Origin of the sequence: Kitasatospora sp. NPDC127116 (genome assembly GCF_042677365.1) — a bacterium.
Taxonomy (GTDB): Bacteria; Actinomycetota; Actinomycetes; order Streptomycetales; family Streptomycetaceae; genus Kitasatospora; species Kitasatospora lactacystinica.
Map to the genome: position 1 here is coordinate 1 of NZ_JBHXTL010000040.1, position 14,982 is coordinate 14,982.

14 protein-coding genes are annotated in these 14,982 nt (G+C 72.7%); 5 read left to right on the plus strand and 9 right to left on the minus strand.

Annotation, left to right across the window (positions count from 1 at the left end; genetic code table 11):
- Positions 1-66: 66 nt before the first annotated feature.
- Positions 67-2,280: a glycoside hydrolase domain-containing protein gene (locus ACFVHV_RS17970; RefSeq protein ID WP_380351991.1), complete on the minus strand. Its 2,214-nt coding sequence runs from the start codon at positions 2,278-2,280 to the stop codon at positions 67-69.
- A 314-nt stretch (positions 2,281-2,594) separates the two neighbouring features.
- A complete protein-coding gene (locus tag ACFVHV_RS17975; protein WP_359904726.1) occupies positions 2,595-3,302 on the minus strand; it encodes a TetR/AcrR family transcriptional regulator C-terminal domain-containing protein in 708 nt (235 codons plus the stop codon).
- Between the two features lie 107 nt (positions 3,303-3,409).
- On the opposite strand from ACFVHV_RS17975, the gene ACFVHV_RS17980 reads away from it, so the two are divergent.
- Both ACFVHV_RS17980 and ACFVHV_RS17985 read left to right on the plus strand, forming a co-directional pair.
- A complete protein-coding gene (locus ACFVHV_RS17980; protein WP_380351993.1) occupies positions 3,410-4,108 on the plus strand; it encodes a DUF4386 domain-containing protein in 699 nt (232 codons plus the stop codon).
- A gap of 103 nt (positions 4,109-4,211) precedes the next feature.
- The gene (locus ACFVHV_RS17985; RefSeq protein WP_380351994.1) at positions 4,212-4,430 is read left to right on the plus strand and encodes a hypothetical protein; all 219 of its coding nucleotides are present in this window, start codon (positions 4,212-4,214) and stop codon (positions 4,428-4,430) included.
- A gap of 37 nt (positions 4,431-4,467) precedes the next feature.
- On the opposite strand, the gene ACFVHV_RS17990 is transcribed toward ACFVHV_RS17985, so the two are convergent.
- On the minus strand, positions 4,468-5,433 hold the full coding sequence (locus ACFVHV_RS17990) for an NAD(P)-dependent alcohol dehydrogenase (protein WP_380351996.1): 966 nt from the start codon (positions 5,431-5,433) through the stop codon (positions 4,468-4,470).
- Between the two features lie 100 nt (positions 5,434-5,533).
- Here ACFVHV_RS17990 and ACFVHV_RS17995 point away from each other — a divergent pair, with 100 nt between their 5' ends.
- Both ACFVHV_RS17995 and ACFVHV_RS18000 read left to right on the plus strand, forming a co-directional pair.
- On the plus strand, positions 5,534-6,214 hold the full coding sequence (locus ACFVHV_RS17995; protein WP_380351997.1) for a TetR/AcrR family transcriptional regulator: 681 nt from the start codon (positions 5,534-5,536) through the stop codon (positions 6,212-6,214).
- Positions 6,215-6,359: 145 nt separating this feature from the next.
- Complete coding sequence (locus ACFVHV_RS18000) at positions 6,360-6,836, plus strand: hypothetical protein (protein ID WP_380351999.1); 477 nt, start codon at positions 6,360-6,362, stop codon at positions 6,834-6,836.
- Between the two features lie 209 nt (positions 6,837-7,045).
- Here the strand turns inward: ACFVHV_RS18000 and ACFVHV_RS18005 are convergent, their stop codons facing one another.
- From ACFVHV_RS18005 to ACFVHV_RS18030, 6 genes are all read right to left on the minus strand, one after another.
- On the minus strand, positions 7,046-7,888 hold the full coding sequence (locus ACFVHV_RS18005; protein ID WP_380352001.1) for a hypothetical protein: 843 nt from the start codon (positions 7,886-7,888) through the stop codon (positions 7,046-7,048).
- 118 nt (positions 7,889-8,006) lie between these two features.
- Entirely contained in the window at positions 8,007-8,909 is a 903-nt protein-coding gene (locus tag ACFVHV_RS18010) for a S41 family peptidase (RefSeq protein ID WP_380352003.1), read from the minus strand.
- 268 nt (positions 8,910-9,177) lie between these two features.
- The gene (locus ACFVHV_RS18015) at positions 9,178-9,675 is read right to left on the minus strand and encodes a phosphoribosyltransferase (protein ID WP_359904705.1); all 498 of its coding nucleotides are present in this window, start codon (positions 9,673-9,675) and stop codon (positions 9,178-9,180) included.
- A 150-nt stretch (positions 9,676-9,825) separates the two neighbouring features.
- The gene (locus ACFVHV_RS18020) at positions 9,826-12,282 is read right to left on the minus strand and encodes an FtsX-like permease family protein (protein WP_380352005.1); all 2,457 of its coding nucleotides are present in this window, start codon (positions 12,280-12,282) and stop codon (positions 9,826-9,828) included.
- Positions 12,276-13,007 (minus strand): ABC transporter ATP-binding protein, encoded by a 732-nt coding sequence (locus ACFVHV_RS18025; RefSeq protein ID WP_380352066.1) that lies wholly within the window; start codon positions 13,005-13,007, stop codon positions 12,276-12,278. Before ACFVHV_RS18025 ends, ACFVHV_RS18020 begins: the two co-directional genes overlap by 7 nt.
- A 452-nt stretch (positions 13,008-13,459) precedes the next feature.
- Positions 13,460-14,392: a LysR substrate-binding domain-containing protein gene (locus ACFVHV_RS18030; protein ID WP_359904702.1), complete on the minus strand. Its 933-nt coding sequence runs from the start codon at positions 14,390-14,392 to the stop codon at positions 13,460-13,462.
- A 98-nt stretch (positions 14,393-14,490) separates the two neighbouring features.
- Here ACFVHV_RS18030 and ACFVHV_RS18035 point away from each other — a divergent pair, with 98 nt between their 5' ends.
- Positions 14,491-14,982, plus strand: coding sequence for a GNAT family N-acetyltransferase (locus ACFVHV_RS18035; protein ID WP_380352007.1), 492 nt, complete (start codon positions 14,491-14,493; stop codon positions 14,980-14,982).

The following is a 14,982-nucleotide window of genomic DNA, read 5'->3' on the forward strand; positions in this document are numbered from 1 at the left end:
GTATAAGAGACAGGACGTACCGGGGGCGGGGGCGCCGGGGTGGTGCGGTGGTGGGATGTTCCCGGGTCAGCTCCGGGTGGCCACCAGCTGGCTGGAGCCGTCCGACAGGCCCGCGATGGCGGCGCGCTGGGCCGGGAAGGTGCTCGCGCCGTACGCGCCCTGGACCGCGGCGAAGCCGGACCAGGCGCCGCTGGTGAAGCGGGTCTCGTGGTAGAGGTTGCCGTCGTTGCCGATCACCGCCACCTGGGACGAACCGTCCGGCAGACCGGCGATGCCGACCGCCCGCGCGGCCATGGTGGGCGTGCCGCTGCCGGGAAGCGCGGCGAAGCCGGACCAGTTGCCGTCGGCGAAGCGGGCCTCGTGGTAGATGTTCACGTCGCCGCCGATCACCAGGACCTGCGAGGAGCCGTCCGACAGCCCCGTGATGGCCACCCGCGAGGCCGCCATCCGCGAGCTGTTCACACCCGGGAGCGGGGCGAAGCCGCTCCAACTGCCGTTGGAGAAGCGGGTCTCGTGGTAGACGTTCCCGTCGTTGCCGATCGCCAGGACCTGGGCGGACCCGTCGGGCAGGCCGGCGATGGCGATGTCCGCGGCCCCCATGGTCGGGGTGCCGACCCCGGGGAGCGCCCCGTAGCCGGACCAGTTGCCGTCGGCCGAGCGGATCCGGTGGTAGACGTTGCCGTCGCTGCCGACGGTCACCACCTGCGAGGAGCCGTCCGGCATGCCCGCGATGCCGGTCCGGCGGGCCTGGGTGGCCGGCGTGCCGTCGTCGGGCACCCCGGCGAAGCCGCTCCAACTGCCGTTCGAGGCGCGGACCCCGTGGTAGAGCCGGCCGTCCAGGCCGATGCCCAGCTCCTGCGAGGAGCCGCCCGGCAGCCCGGTGATCGCGGCCTCCGAGCCGCGGAACACGCCCGCGCCGCCCGTCAGCGGGCTGAAGCCGGGCCAGGCGCCCGAGCTCTGGCGCACGCCGAGGAAGAACGCGGAGGACTGGGACGGCGGGGCGGCGGTGAGCTGGATGTCCAGGTAGTCCTGGTCGATCGCGATCGCGTAGCCGCCCCAGGTCTCCGGGTTCTGCGGCGAGGCGTACTGGTGGGCGCGCTGGTGGTTGTTCCAGTAGCCGGCCGGTATCGACGGGTCGGCGGTGTCCTCCTTGCCGTTCCAGTTGGCGCTGAAGACGGCGTCGGGCATGGCGTAGGCGCTGTTGCCGGCGTTCGCGGCCAGGTCCTTCATGCCGGACGAGGAGCTGCTGTAGACGCCGGAGTTGTAGCCCCAGGCGTGCAGTTCGTTGGTCCAGGCGGTGAGGAAGGCGAGCACCGCGGCCGAGTACTGCGGGGTGGTGTACGCCTCCATGTCGTAGTAGAGGATCGTGCCGGGGCCGAAGCCGAGGGCCTGGGCCTGGCTCACCGCGTCGTCGGCGGCGTTGGCGCCCTCGGTGGCGGGGTAGCTGATCTTCGGGGCCTGCACGCCGACGTACATCGGCATGAAGGCCCAGCCCGCGGCCTGCTGCTGCTGGACCCAGGAGGCCGTCAGGTTCGGCTGGGCGCAGGCCCGCCTGACACCGCCGATGTAGACGCCGACCGCCCGGTACGGGGAGGAGGCCATCCACGCGTTCATCGCGGCGCCGGAGGGCGCCGTACAGGCGTCGAAGCCCTTGCCGGTGTAGTTCGTCGCCGACGCGGGAACCGACGCCGCCGCGGCCGAAGCAGCCGGTGCGGCGGCTGCGGCCATGGCCTGGCCGGACGGCGCGGCAGCGGTGGACTTCGGGGCGGCGGTGCCGGCGGACTTCGGGGCGGCGGTCGTCCCGGGCCCGGCGGGCGCCGGCTGCGGTCGGTGCGTCGGCGCGGGGGTGAGCCCGGCGCCGGTGATGATCCGCCGCACCAGCGGCTGGTCCGTGTCGTACGTCCCGGTCACCGCGACGACGCCGTCGGTCGCCCGGACCGTCTGCGCGACCGGGTTGGAGCCCTCCCGGTCCGGCGCCGCGCCCTCGGCGGGCTCGACCAGCAGGGCCTCCGTGCGGCCGGTCAACCGCGGCGGGCAGGCCTGCTGCTCGCCCGGGTGACCGAGGTACACCGCGTGCTGGTCGAAGCGGACGCAGGCCTGCGGGTCCGCGGCCAGGTCCACCACCGGCCAGGCCGAAGGCACCTGGAAGACGCGGCCCTGGTACGTCACCGCCTTGGTGTCCGGGCTTGCGGCGGGAGCTGCGGCGGCGGAGCCTGCGGCGGCGGGCGCCGCCATCAGCACGGCCGCCACGACGGCCGCGGCGCTCCGGAGCGCTGTCATTGGGGACTTCACCCAGTTCTCTCCTGACGTGACGAAAGACCGCACGCCGAGGAGTCGGCCGCGCGGCGTCGGCCACGATATCCACGCCTTCGACGGGTGCCGCCACAGGCCCCTCCCGTCAGCCGACTGTCCGTCAGTCCGGCCGGCCGTCAGCCGCTGCTCCCGGCGCGGTCCGACCGGCTCCGGGCCACGGTCCGGACGAGGGCGTCGTCGTCCGGTCCGGAACCGACGACGGGCGGTGAGCGGCCGCCCGGGGGGCGCGCCCGCTCCAGGCGATCGGGCGCGCGGGAGTCGCCCGGTTTCCCCCGGCCCGCTCAGGCCTGCCCGGAGCTCCATCCGCGCTCGTGGAGCCGCGCGAAGCCGTCGAGGAGGAGGTCGAGGGCGAACTCGAACTCGAACTGGTCGTCGCAGCCGCTGCCGACGACCGACGCGCCGTCGTGGGCCCGGGCCATGGCGATCTCGGCGATGTGCGGGTACCTGGCCGCCATCGCCTGGAGCGCGGCGGCCTGCTCCCCGGGCTCGTCTCCCGGAGAAGCCGGGAACAGCTCCTGGGTGAAGCCCCAGACGCGACTGCCCAGCGCGTGCATCGCGTGGTGGGTCAGGTCGACGGAGAGGCCGCCCCCGCGGAACGTGCCGATCACGGAGTCCAGGTAGTCCAGCACGGCGGGGGTGGGGGTGCCGCGGGACTCGATGACGCGCAGGGCCCACGGGTGGCGCAGCAGCGCCCGCCGGGCCGACAGGACGCGCTCGCGGATCGCGCTCCTCCAGTCGGGGCCGTCGGCCGGGGGGTCGATCTCCCCGACGACGAGTTCGACCATGCCGTCGAGGAGCTGCTCCTTGTTGGCCACGTGCTTGTAGAGGGCCATCGGCACGACGCCCAGTTCCTGGGCGAGGCTGCGCATGCTCAGCGCCTCGATCCCGGACTGGTCGGCGCGGGCGACGGCGGCGCGCAGCACGCGGTCCCGGTTGAGCGGCTTCCTCCGCTCGGTGGCCGCCTGTTGGGCGTCTGCCTGCTTGGCCATGGTCCTCACCGATCCCCCTTGACAGGTGTACGGGGTACACCATACCGTCCCGCCGTGAGGTGTACGGCGTACACCTATTCCCGCCTCCACGGCCGAAGGAGCCCCAAGTGGCCTCACCGAGAACCCTCGCGACAGCGACGGGCACGTGCTTCCTCGTCACCCACGTCACCTCGATCGGCGGGCTCGTCCTGTACGGCCCGATCCTGAAGACCGCCGACTACGTGCTCGGCGCCGGCCCGGACACCCGAGTGCTCCTGGGCGCCCTGTTCGAGGTGCTCCTCACCATCGGCATCGTCGGCACCGCATTCGCGATGTACCCCGTCGCCCGCCGGCACGGCGAAGGCCTCGCCGTCGGGTACCTCGGCCTGCGCACCCTGGAAGCCGCCGTCATCGCTGTCGGCATCGTCAGCCTGCTGGCCGTGGTGACCCTCCGCCAACACCCGCCGCAGGGAGCGGACAGCGCCGCGCTCCTCACCGCGGGGAAAGCCCTGGTCGCCGTCCACGACTGGACGTTCCTGCTCGGCCCCAACTTCATCTGCGGGGCCAACACCGCGGTGCTCGCCTGCCTGCTGTACCGCTCCCGGCTGATACCGCGCTTCATCGCCGTACTGGGGCTCGTCGGCGGCGCACTGATCTTCACCTCCGCGATCGCCGTCCTGTTCGGCCTCTACCCGCAGGTCTCCGGGCCGGGGATGCTCGCCGCCGTTCCGGTCTTCGCCTGGGAGCTGTGCCTGGCCTTCCGGCTGATCACCAAGGGATTCAACCCGACGACCGCCGCCGACACGGGTGACGGCGATGCGCCGTAGTCGCGCAGCCGGATCGGGGTGGTGCGGGTGCACTGGCTGCGCGGTCGACCTCGCGGCGGAGCAGGCGGCGGGTCAGGCCAGCGGTGTCACCGGCGATCAGTGGATGCAGGTCCAGGAGGGCCGGATGGCCGCGCTGCTGTCGGACGGCACCTTCCCGGCGTTCACCGCCGCCCGCGCCGACCCCGGCCTGGGCCTGTCCGCCGAATCCCTGTTCACCTTCGGCCTCGACCGCCACCTCGACGGCTTGGCGGCCCTCATCGCCGCCGCTGGCGACCGGTCGAACCTCGGCGGGACGAGCGGCGCGGTCGGCAATCTCCGGTGAGGCCGGTGAAACTTCGCCGAGACGGGACAGCAGGGTCCTACGCGACCCTGACCACGTACTTGCCCCGGACGCCGCCCGCCTCCAGCGCCCGGTGCGCCGCCGCTGTCTCCTCCAGGGGGAAGACCGTGTCCACCGCGGGACTCAGCTTGCCCTCGACCACATGGCGGGCGAGGTCGTCGAAGTCCGCCCGCTTGGGATCGCCGCTGAAGTAGCGCACCCGGCCGGGTCCGTGGACCGTACTGGCCGCGAGGTAGCCGAACGTCGCAGCGGGCCGTTTCGGGTCGAAGGCGATGGTGACCATGCGCCCGCCGGAATCCAGTAGGCGCCGGAAGGCCCGCAGGTCGGTCCCCGCGGTGTCCAGGACCACGTCGAAGCGGCCCAGTTCCGCCGGCCGCACGGTCCGGTGGTCGACGGCCTCGTGCGCGCCGAGCCCGCGGACGAAGTCCAGGCCGGCCGCCCGGGCGAGGGCCGTGACCTCGGCGCCGTACGCCCGTCCGAGCTGGACGGCGGCGTTGCCGACACCGCCCGCCGCGCCCCGGACGAGGAGCCGTTCGCCGGGGCGCAGCCAGGCTTTGTCCCGCAGCGCGGTGATGGCCGTGGTGGCCACCGGCAGCGCGGCGGCCTCCACCGGGTCAAGGCCGTCGGGGAGCCGGCCGACCCGCTCGGCGGGCACGGCCACGTACTCGGCGGCGCTGCCGAACCCGGAGGTGCGGCCCAGGACCCCCCATACGCGCTCGCCGGCCGCGAACCCTGTGACTCCGGCCCCCAGTTCGGCGACCTCGCCGGTGAAGTCCAAGCCGACCCGCTTGGGGAATGTCCGGCCGCTCAGGAGGCGGAGACGGCCGGCACGGACGGCCAGTTCGCCGCCGTTGACGCTGAACGCGCGCACCTTCACGAGGACCTCGCCGCGGGCCGGCTCGGGGCGAGGCACACGGCCCGTGTAGAGCACATCGGGGCCGCCGTAGCGGTCGTAGAGCACTGCCTTCATCATGCGGTCGTTCATCGTTCCGCCTTTGCCGCCGGGAGCCGTACGGGATCTGGCACCGACCGTAAGCTCTCAAGTGGACGCAATCGTCCGCTTGGACCGGAAGCGAGAGACAGTGATGGCGGAATCCTCTCGGATCACAGCCCGGGACGGGGTGCGGGCGGACGCCCGGCGCAACCGGGAGCGCGTCCTCGTCGCCGCCCGCGCGGTCTTCGCGGAGCACGGGATCGACGCCCCGATGGCGACCGTGGCCCGTCGGGCCGGGGTCGGCGTGGCGACGCTGTACCGGCATTTCCCGACCCGGGACGCTCTGGTCCGGGGCGCGTTCGCGCAGCAGATGGAGACCTGCGCGCGGGCTCTCACCGAGGCACTGGCCGCCCCCGACCCGTGGCAGGGCTTCCAGCGGCTGATCGAGACGGTCTGCGCTCTGCAACGGGAGGAACGCGGGTTCCCGGCCGCGTTCGTCACGGCGTTCCCGGAAAGCACGTCGGAACACGCGCAGTCCCGGCACCAGGCCGAGCGGGACTTCACGACCCTGGTACGCAGAGCACAGGCGTCGGGCGCGCTGCGGGCCGACTTCCACCCTTCCGACCTCGTCGTGGTCCTGTTGGCACACGGCGGCCTGGTGACCGCCCTGCCGGATGACGGTGCGGCCTCCCGGCGCCTGGTGGCCTATCTGCTCCAGTCGTTCCGCACCGGCACGGCCGACGAACCACTGCCTCCACCGGCCGCGCTGACACTGCGCAGCCTCCCGATCGCAACGGACAGTTCCCAGGGGCAGCGGCCCACCAGAGCCTGACCCGAGACGGAACCTGCCGCAGGGCACGACCGTCGGCCGTACTGCACGGTGCCGTGCGTGGTGCCGTGCACGCCGCCGTGCTCGTGCCCGGAGGTTCTTCCGAACCCGACATCCGGAAAGCGGCCGTCGTGCAAGGATCGTCGACATGCGGAGCATTCGGACCGAGTCCACCGGCCTTGTCTCAGTCGAACGTTCGCAGTTCGGGCTGTGGGAGGAGGACGAGTTCGCCGAGGACGGCAGCTGGCTGGAACTGCCACTGGCTGACAGGACTCCTGGAGTCACACTGACCGACGGGGCGGTCAAGGTCCGCAGTTCGATTCGGGAGCACTATGCGGAGGTGACCCTTGAGTTGACCGACCGTCCCGTGCGTCCGGAGGGGTTCAGCCTCCTTGCCAGGGTTCCGTACAGGTCGCGGACGGGCCGCATCGACGTGTGGACCCTCTTCTCGGGTCCTGCCGATGTGGCGCTGGAGTTCGAACTCGAAGGAAAGCCAATCGATTTCACACTCAGCGTGTTCTGGGCACGTGCAGACGATTCGGACGATCGGATGAGCGCGGACCTGCCCCGCGGGGTGGAAAGGTTCCGCTTCGCGTTCGCGCCGGTGGTGGCAGCGGCGGAATGAACGGCAAGGAAGACGTACGGCGTCACCGGATGTCGGCTGGTCGGCCACCGGTCGCCGCCGGTGTGGTCGGCCTGCGGCGTGCCCAAGGTCATGTCGCACATCACATCGAGATTCTCAAGATTTTTTGCCGGTGCGGCCCCGCTCGGGCCTGTAGGTAGAAGACCTTGATGTTGTTCCTGTCGCGTCGGTGATCATGCGCGCTTCCCGCCTCAGTGGCCCCTGACGAGGAGCTTGGCTCTGGTCTGGGGCCACGTGGTGTGCACGTAGTGGTCCTCGGCGGCGCGCCAACGCCCGATCCACTCCTCGGGGTTCTCGCCGCGTGCTCGCACCCGCTGCAGGCAGACACCTCGCGGGGTGTCGACGTAGGCGGTGAAGTGGTAGTAGTGGGCCAGCTCCGGGCGGGCGGAGTAGACCCCTTCGACGATCACCACGGTTCCGGAAGCGATCTCGCGCCAGGCCCCGAGCTGTCCGGTGGTCCAGTCGTAGACCTGATAGCGGGCGGCCCGGTCGTCCCGCAGCGGGATCAGGACCTGGTCCCGGAGGCGTTCCCAGTCGAAGTAGCGGTGGTAGCCCTGTTCCGCGTCGAGCAGCTCCCGCTCGCGGTCGGGCATCGGACGGTAGAAGTCGTCGACGTGGACGATGACGGCGCCGTCGAGGTGTCCGGCCACCGCGGCAGCCAACGTCGTCTTGCCGGATCCTCCCGTGCCGTCGATGGCGACGATCCTGGTGGCCCCTTGGGTCCGGGACAGCTGCAGGAGGCCGTCGGCAACGTCCTTCGCTCGCTCCGCCACGTCCACGAGTTGCTGACGCGTCCGCAGCTCGGTGGTCCGCGCGGCGCTCGACAGCACAATCTCCTGTGCTTCCCCGAGGCCGACTCCCAGCAGTTCCCGGGTGACGGCGATCGAGTCCATGACCCCGGCCCCGAGGTCCCGCAGCAGCCGCTGGACATGTTCCATGCCCTCGTCCTGGTCCAGCAACGGCCCGCATCGCTCGACCAGGTGGGCCAGTCGTGCGGCACGCTCTGGAGAAACGCCCTGGATGTTTTCGAGCATGAGAACTCCTCGTGGGTGGCGTGCGGGGCGGGGACAAGCTACTTCCTGCGCACCTCGGGCGACCACTTCTTTGCCGGCCGCCTCCGCCGACTGCCCGCTCCCCCGCGGGGTGGTCGTTCTAGGTGCGACGGCAGGACTCCTGGCGCCCGAGCCAGCCGGTCGCGGCGGTGAGTGACGGATCCCCCTCCTTGCGGGTGTCCACGGCCTCGTCCGGCTCGATCGGCCCCGCGTGGATCCGGCCCGTGCGATCCGCCTCGGCGGCGCCCGTGAGCAGGACGACCGCGCCGTCCGACAACCGGTGCGCGGCGTTGCCGGTGGGCACCCCGTAGGTGCGCGCGCCGAAACTGCGGGTGTCCGGGCGGCCGATGAACGCGATGGCGACGGCCTCGCCCGCGCTGCCCGTGCCCGGGCCGGTGAGGACGGCGACGGGCAAGCCCTGCCCCGGGTCACCGCCGGCCCCGGAGGGCTCCGCCTGTGGAGTCCCGTCCAGGAACGGCACGCCCCCGCGCACCGACCAGACGCTGCGGGTGCCGTCCGCCGTGACGAAGGCCCCCACCGGACCGTCCCCGAGCAGCGGAGCCGCCACCGCCAGCGGCGCCCACATCCCGCCGCCGCTCTCCCGGCGCAGGTCCACCACCCAGCCGCAGGCGGTCGCCCCGGCGACGGCGGCGCGGCCGCGGGCGACGTACTCGGCGTAGGTGCGCTCCGAACCGTTCACCGCCGGAAGGGTCAACCTGGCCATGCCGCCGGGAAGTTGTTCGACCGTCGGGGCGTCGACCGTCGCGGGGTCGGCATCCACGGCCGCTGCCTCACCGGGCGGGTAGAACCTGCTGTGGCCGTCCCCGAGAGCCGCGACCGCGCCGCCGACCGCACCGTGGGTGTCGGCCGTCGTCCGCGCCCCGGCCGCCCGCGCGAACGCCTCGTCCCGCAGTTTCGGCCAGTCCACCGTCGCGGTGTTCAACGACTCCCGCTGCAACAGGTCCAGCGCCTCCGACAGGTAGCCGTGCGCCTGCGCCGACATGCCTCCGGATCCCCCGGAACCCCCGGGATCCCCCGAACCTCCTGAAGCGCACCCCGCGGCCAGCGCCAAGGCGCCCGCCGCCACCCCGGCGATCCGCACCGCCCTCATGCGCGCCCCTCTCCCGGTTCGTACAGCCCCCATTCCTACCCCATGAACCGGGAAGCGGCGACGGCCGGGAGCCCTGCCCCCGACCGCCGCCGCCCTGGATCCGCTGTTGCTCCCGCCCGATCCCCGGCGGCGTCCCGACCTGCGGGCGTACCGCCTTCGATCAGGCGTCGAGCACCTGGCCGTCGCGCCTGACGACCGGTCCTTCCGTCGACCACGGGAACTCGATCCAGTCGTCGGTCCGCTTCCACACGTACTCGCACTTCACCAGGGAGTGCGACTTCTCGTAGATGACGGCGGACCGGACCTCGGCGACATGGTCGAGGCAGAAGTCGTGCACGAGGCGCAGTGTCTTGCCGGTGTCGGCGACATCGTCGGTGATCAGGACCTTCTTGTCGGTGAAGTCGATCGCGGCGGGAACGGGCGCCAACATGACGGGCATCTCCAGAGTGGTGCCCACGCCCGTGTAGAACTCGACGTTCACCAGGTGGATGTTCTTGCAGTCCAGCGCGTACGCCAGACCGCCCGCTACGAACACCCCGCCGCGGGCGATGCTCAGGACGAGGTCGGGTTCGTATCCGTCGTCGGCGATCGTCTGCGCGAGTTCGCGCACCGCCTGTCCGAAGGTCTGGTAATCCAAGGTCTCGCGCACATCAGTCACGGCGACCAGTGTCCTCGGCCCTCGGCCGGGCGGCGAGTACCGGCACGCTCAGGAGCGGAAGTGTGGTGTTTCACACCTCGGTCGCACACTCCGGGGCGGGGCCGGGGCGGAGGGCCGTACCTACTCCCGGATGCCCCACTCCGGGATCCCCTACTCCCGGATGCCTGCGGCCTCGATCGCCCGGAAACGGGTCGCCCGCGAGGCCGCTCCCCACGCGGTGATCACGGTGACGAGGGCGCAGAGCGCGACGGTCCCCAGGACCTGCGTCCACGGGATCACCGTCGGCGCCGAGGTGACGAGTTCGCTCAGCGAAGCGTGCTGGGTCACCGCGGCGAGCCCGGTCGCCGCGGCCGCGAGCAGCGTGCCGACGACCACCGCCACGGCCGACTCGGCCACGGCCACCTTCGCGATCTGGCCGCGCACCGCGCCGGCCAGCCCGAGCAGGGCGAACTCCCGCCGCCGCCCGGCCATCGCCATGATCAGGGTGTTGGCGACGGCGATCAGCGCGTAGGCCAGCGCGATCCCCAGGATGACCACCGCGGCGTTGTCCGTCTGCTCGGCGGCGCGTGCGCGCTGGGCCTCCAGGTAGGCGTCATGGGTCATGACGTGCGCGCCGGAGCCGGCCAGCGCCTGGTTCATCGCCGCCGTCTGCTGTTCGTCGAGCGGCCGGCCCGGGCCCGTCCGGGAGTCGAGGTAGACCCGGTTCGGCGTCACCGCGCCGGTCAGCGACGCGGACAGGTAGGTGTCGTCGCCGTTCAGGCCGCGTGCGACGACCGCCGCGACGACGGTCGGCACCCGAGCGCCGGTCGGCAGCAGCGTGACCACCTGGTCCCCCACCGACAGACCGTCGGATCGGGCCGCGTGCTCGTCGATGACCAGGAAGTTCTCGGGCAGCGAGGCGAGGGAGCCGGAGAGCACGGGCGGCGTGACGGTCGTGCCCAGCGCGGACGCGGGCACGGCGTTCGTGCTCAGCGAGTCGATCTGGTCGCCCTTCGCGGTGCCGATCCGGATGTTCATCGAGGTGACCGGGGTGACCCGGACCCCGGGCACGGCCGCCAGCTTCTCCAGCGTCCGCGCGTCGATCCCCGTGCCGCCGGGCACCACCACGCCGGCCGCGTGGATCTCCCGCTGCTGGCGGGCGAGCACCACCGCGTCACCGGACTTCTGCACCGTCAGCAGGGTGGCGACCAGTCCGACGGCCACCACGATCGGCGCCACCGTGGCGGCCGTACGCCGCCGGGAGGTGAGGATGTTCTCGCGCACCAGCAGCGGGCCGGCCTTGGCCGAGCCGCGCAGCGGGCCGATCAGCGCCCGGGTGACCGGCCGCAGCAGGATCGGCGCCAGCAGGGTGACCGCCCCCACGTACAGGACCGGAACGGCCTCGTACTTGCGGGCGCTGGCCGCCAGGTACGGCTCGGTCCGGGCGATGACGATCCCGGAGGCGACCGCGCCGATCAGCATCCCGATCCCGAGCAGCCAGCGGATCGGCGTCATCCCGCGGCGCTCCACCGCGCTCTCGCGCAGCACCTCGATCGGCCGGATCAGCGAGACCCGGACCAGGGTGGCGGCCGAGCCGGCCAGCGCCGCGGCCACGCCGATGACGAAGGAGACCAGCAGCGGCAGGGGGTTGAAGGGGATGGTGAACCAGGACGGGGCCACGTTGTGGTCGAGCATCCAGGAGCGCAGCGGCACGGTGCACAGCGGGGCGAGGACACAGCCGACGACCGCCGCCGCCAGGCCGATCAGCAGCGCCTCGCCGAGCACCATGCGCCGCACCTGCCGGGGCGCGGCGCCCACCAGCCGCATCAGCGCCAGTTCACGGCGGCGCTGCTCGGCGGCGAAGGCGAAGGTCGCGATGACGACGAACACCGCGACGAACACCGCCAGTCCGGTCGTACTGCCCGCCATCGCCTGGGCGTTGGCCAGCGCCTGGGCGCCGCCGGTGGAGTCGGCGTCGAGCCGGGTCAGGTCGTCACCACCGAGGACCACGGCCCGGCCGCCCACGAGGGCGGACAGCTGCTGCGTGTTCTGGTCGGTGACCAGGGCGTTGACCCCGGGCGAGAGGCGCTGGGCCTCGGCATCGCCGAAGAAGACGGCGCTCTCGAACCAGAGCGCGTCGGTGACCCCCACCACCTGGTAGCGGCCGGCGTTGTCGGAGGTGGCGGCCTCGGCCTGGCGCCCGATCAGCGACTGGTCTCCGCCGCCGACGACGATCTCGTCCGGGGCCTGCGGCGCGCGCCCGGCCACCAGGCGGTAGCCCGCGAAGGCGGCCGATGACCAGGGGTGGCCGGTCGTCCCCCCGGAGCCGGGGTTCAGCCGTACCGGGAAGCTGCGGTCGGGTGTGGCCTCGCCCGAGGCGGTCACCGTCGTCACGACCTCGGCCGGCAGCACCGCCGGGGCCTTCATCGCGCGCCCCTCGAAGCCCTGCGGCGCGACCACGACCCGGGCTTCCTTGAACCGCTGCGGCCCCGGGTGCGGCGTGCCGAAGGTGGCCGCCAGGGTCAGCGTCATCATGCCGATCATCGTCGTGCCGAGCGCGAGGGCGAGGAAGGCGCCCACGAAGCCCATCAAGCGGTGACGCAGGGTGGCGATGGCGAGCTTCAGCACGGGTTCGCCCCGCTCCCGCCGGGCTCCAACGCCGCCATCCGCAGCGCCACGGTCTCGGCCGTCGGCTCGAACAGCTCGCCGGTCACCCTGCCATCGGCGAGGAAGACCACCCGCTGCGCGTACGAGGCCGCCACCGGGTCGTGCGTGACCATGATCACCGTCTGCCCGTGCTCCTCGCCGACGCCGCGCAGCAGCGCCAGGACCTCCCGCGCGGTACGCGAGTCCAGCGCGCCGGTCGGCTCGTCCGCGAAGATCACCTCGGGCCTGGTCACCAGCGCACGCGCGATGGCGACCCGCTGCTGCTGCCCGCCCGACAGCTCGGCGGGCCGGTGCCCACCGCGCTCGGCCAGGCCGACCTCGGAAAGCCCCCGGTCGATCGCCACCGGGTCGATCGGGCGCCCGGCCAACCGCAGCGGCAACTCGATGTTCTGACGGGCAGTCAGTGCGGGGACCAGGTTGAAGGACTGGAAGATGAAGCCCATGTGCTCACGGCGCAGCTCGGTCAGGGCGCGCTCGGAGAGCTCGTGCAACGGCGCGCCGTCGAGCAGGACCTGGCCCGCGTCGACCCGGTCGAGGCCCGCCGCGCACTGCAGCAGCGTCGACTTGCCCGAACCCGAAGGGCCCATGATGGCGGTGAAGGTGCCCGCCTCGAAGCCGACGTCCACCCCGTCGAGCGCCCGCACCCGGTTGTCGCCGCGGCCGTACGTCTTGTGTACGGCGGTCAGGCGGACGGTGTCGCCCGCCCGCCCCGCGCCGACGGAGGCCGGGCTCGAAGCCCGTACCGGTAGAGCCTTGTTCCGGAACACTCGCTCGCCTTTTCCATCGGGGCATCGGTCGGGGCATCGGTCACCCGCCGCACCGACGCTAGGGTCTGTCTTCAAACCCCCGTCGTTCGCCCGGAGGGCGGGCGGGGCGGCGTTGGGGTGCGTGCATCGCAAGGCGGAGGAGGGAGCCACTGCGGTGGGGGCACCTCCCGGCCGCCAGGCTGGGGGCCATTGGCGACCGACGACAACGCGGCGAGGTGGGTGCCCCAACGCCGCCCCGCCGGCGGGGGTTCGACGACAGACCCTAGGGCCGTTCGCGGTGTCCACACCTCCGGACTGCCCCTGATCTCGCCCCTGAGGAACCCCCGAGGAACCCCTGACCCGGGCAGACGGCGGCCGCACGGCCTGACCGCTCAACGGGCCGACGCGGCACCGTCGTTCGACCGTTCGCCCCGGCCCGCCACCACGGATTCGGACACCGCGGTGAAGGCACGCACGAGGGGACGGTCGTCTCCCCGGCGGGTGGCCAGGAGGACCCGGCTCACGGCGGGCGGCCCGTCGAGTTCGAGGCGCCGTGCGCCCGCGGGGAGCAGCGTGGTGGCGCTGTGGGGGGCGATGGTGACGCCGAGGCCGGCGGCGACGAGCATGATGATGGTGTGCCAGTTGGAGCACTCCTGGGCGACCCGGACGTCGTTGCCGGTGTCCCGGATGGGCTGGGTGTTCACGTCGAAGGCGTGGGCTCCCGCCGAGCGCGGGAAGAGGATCAGGGGGTCGGCGGCCAGCGCCGCCGCTTTCACCCGGCCGTTCCCGGCGGCGGGGTGGTCGGTGGGGACGACCGCGACGAGGCGTTCCGTCGTCAGGAGGGCGAGGTCGATGTCGTCGCGTTCCTCGGCGTCCCGGACGATCCCGATGTCGGCGGTGCCGCGTTCCAGGGCCGTCAGGACGTCGACGGTGAAGCCGTCGTGCAGCCTGACCCGGACGTCCGGACGGCGGTGGGAGAAGGCGCGGAGGCGTTCGCTGACGATCGCGGTGGCGGAGGTGATGAAGGCGATGTCCAGGCGGCCGGTCTCGCCGCGGCCGACGCGGCCGGCCTCGTCGAGGTCGGCGGCCAGCCGGCCCAGGAGGTCCCCGGCCCGCGGCCGGAACGTCGCTCCCGCGTCCGTGAGGCGGACGCTCCGGGAGGTCCGCCGGAACAGTTCGACGCCCACGATCTTCTCCAGCTGTCTGATCTGCTGGGACAGGGCCGGCTGGGCGATGTGCAGCCGCTGGGCGGCGCGGCCGAAGTGCAGTTCCTCGGCCAGCGCCAGGAAGTACCGCAGATGGCGGAGTTCGATTCGCTGATCCATATCTCCAGCCTATGGATGGCGGCCGATGTGTGTATTGGACACCTCGGTGGGCGGAGCCGGAGGCTGACATGGTGTCGTTCAGGGAAGGGAACCGCCTCATGCCGTACGCCTCCGCCCCGACCGTGGTCTCCTCGATCGCGTCGCCGAGCGACGCCGACGCGTTCCGCGCGCTGAACGAGGAATGGATCTCGCGGCTGTTCACCCTGGAGGAGGAGGACCGGGCCGTACTCGGGGATCCGTTCGGCCGCATCGTGGACCCGGGCGGCGACGTGCTCCTGGCCCGCGAGCCGGGCAGCGGCACCGTGCTGGGGTGCGTGGCGCTGCTGGCCTACCCGGACGCCGTGTTCGAGCTGGCGAAGATGGCCGTGACCCCCGCCGCGCGGGGACACGGCATCGGCCGCCGGCTCGTGGCCGCGGCGGTCGACCGGGCCCGGGCGCTCGGCGGGGCCCGGCTGTTCCTCGGCACCAACAGCACACTGGCCGCCGCCGTCCACCTCTACGAGGACGCCGGATTCGTCAGGATCACCCGCGACCGCCTCCCGGTGGCCGATTACTACGCCCGCGCCGACATCCTCATGGAACTGGCCTGA

What these genes read in the sequence shown, in the direction of transcription:
- ACFVHV_RS17970 (WP_380351991.1), bottom strand. Translation starts at nt 2,280, where the DNA reads ATGACAGCGCTCCGGAGCGCCGCGGCCGTCGTGGCGGCCGTGCTGATG.
- ACFVHV_RS17975 (WP_359904726.1), bottom strand. Translation starts at nt 3,302, where the DNA reads ATGGCCAAGCAGGCAGACGCCCAACAGGCGGCCACCGAGCGGAGGAAG.
- ACFVHV_RS17985 (WP_380351994.1), top strand. Translation starts at nt 4,212, where the DNA reads ATGCAGGTCCAGGAGGGCCGGATGGCCGCGCTGCTGTCGGACGGCACC.
- ACFVHV_RS17990 (WP_380351996.1), bottom strand. Translation starts at nt 5,433, where the DNA reads ATGAACGACCGCATGATGAAGGCAGTGCTCTACGACCGCTACGGCGGC.
- ACFVHV_RS17995 (WP_380351997.1), top strand. Translation starts at nt 5,534, where the DNA reads ATGGCGGAATCCTCTCGGATCACAGCCCGGGACGGGGTGCGGGCGGAC.
- ACFVHV_RS18000 (WP_380351999.1), top strand. Translation starts at nt 6,360, where the DNA reads ATGCGGAGCATTCGGACCGAGTCCACCGGCCTTGTCTCAGTCGAACGT.
- ACFVHV_RS18005 (WP_380352001.1), bottom strand. Translation starts at nt 7,888, where the DNA reads ATGCTCGAAAACATCCAGGGCGTTTCTCCAGAGCGTGCCGCACGACTG.
- ACFVHV_RS18010 (WP_380352003.1), bottom strand. Translation starts at nt 8,909, where the DNA reads ATGTCGGCGCAGGCGCACGGCTACCTGTCGGAGGCGCTGGACCTGTTG.
- ACFVHV_RS18030 (WP_359904702.1), bottom strand. Translation starts at nt 14,392, where the DNA reads ATGGATCAGCGAATCGAACTCCGCCATCTGCGGTACTTCCTGGCGCTG.
- ACFVHV_RS18035 (WP_380352007.1), top strand. Translation starts at nt 14,491, where the DNA reads ATGCCGTACGCCTCCGCCCCGACCGTGGTCTCCTCGATCGCGTCGCCG.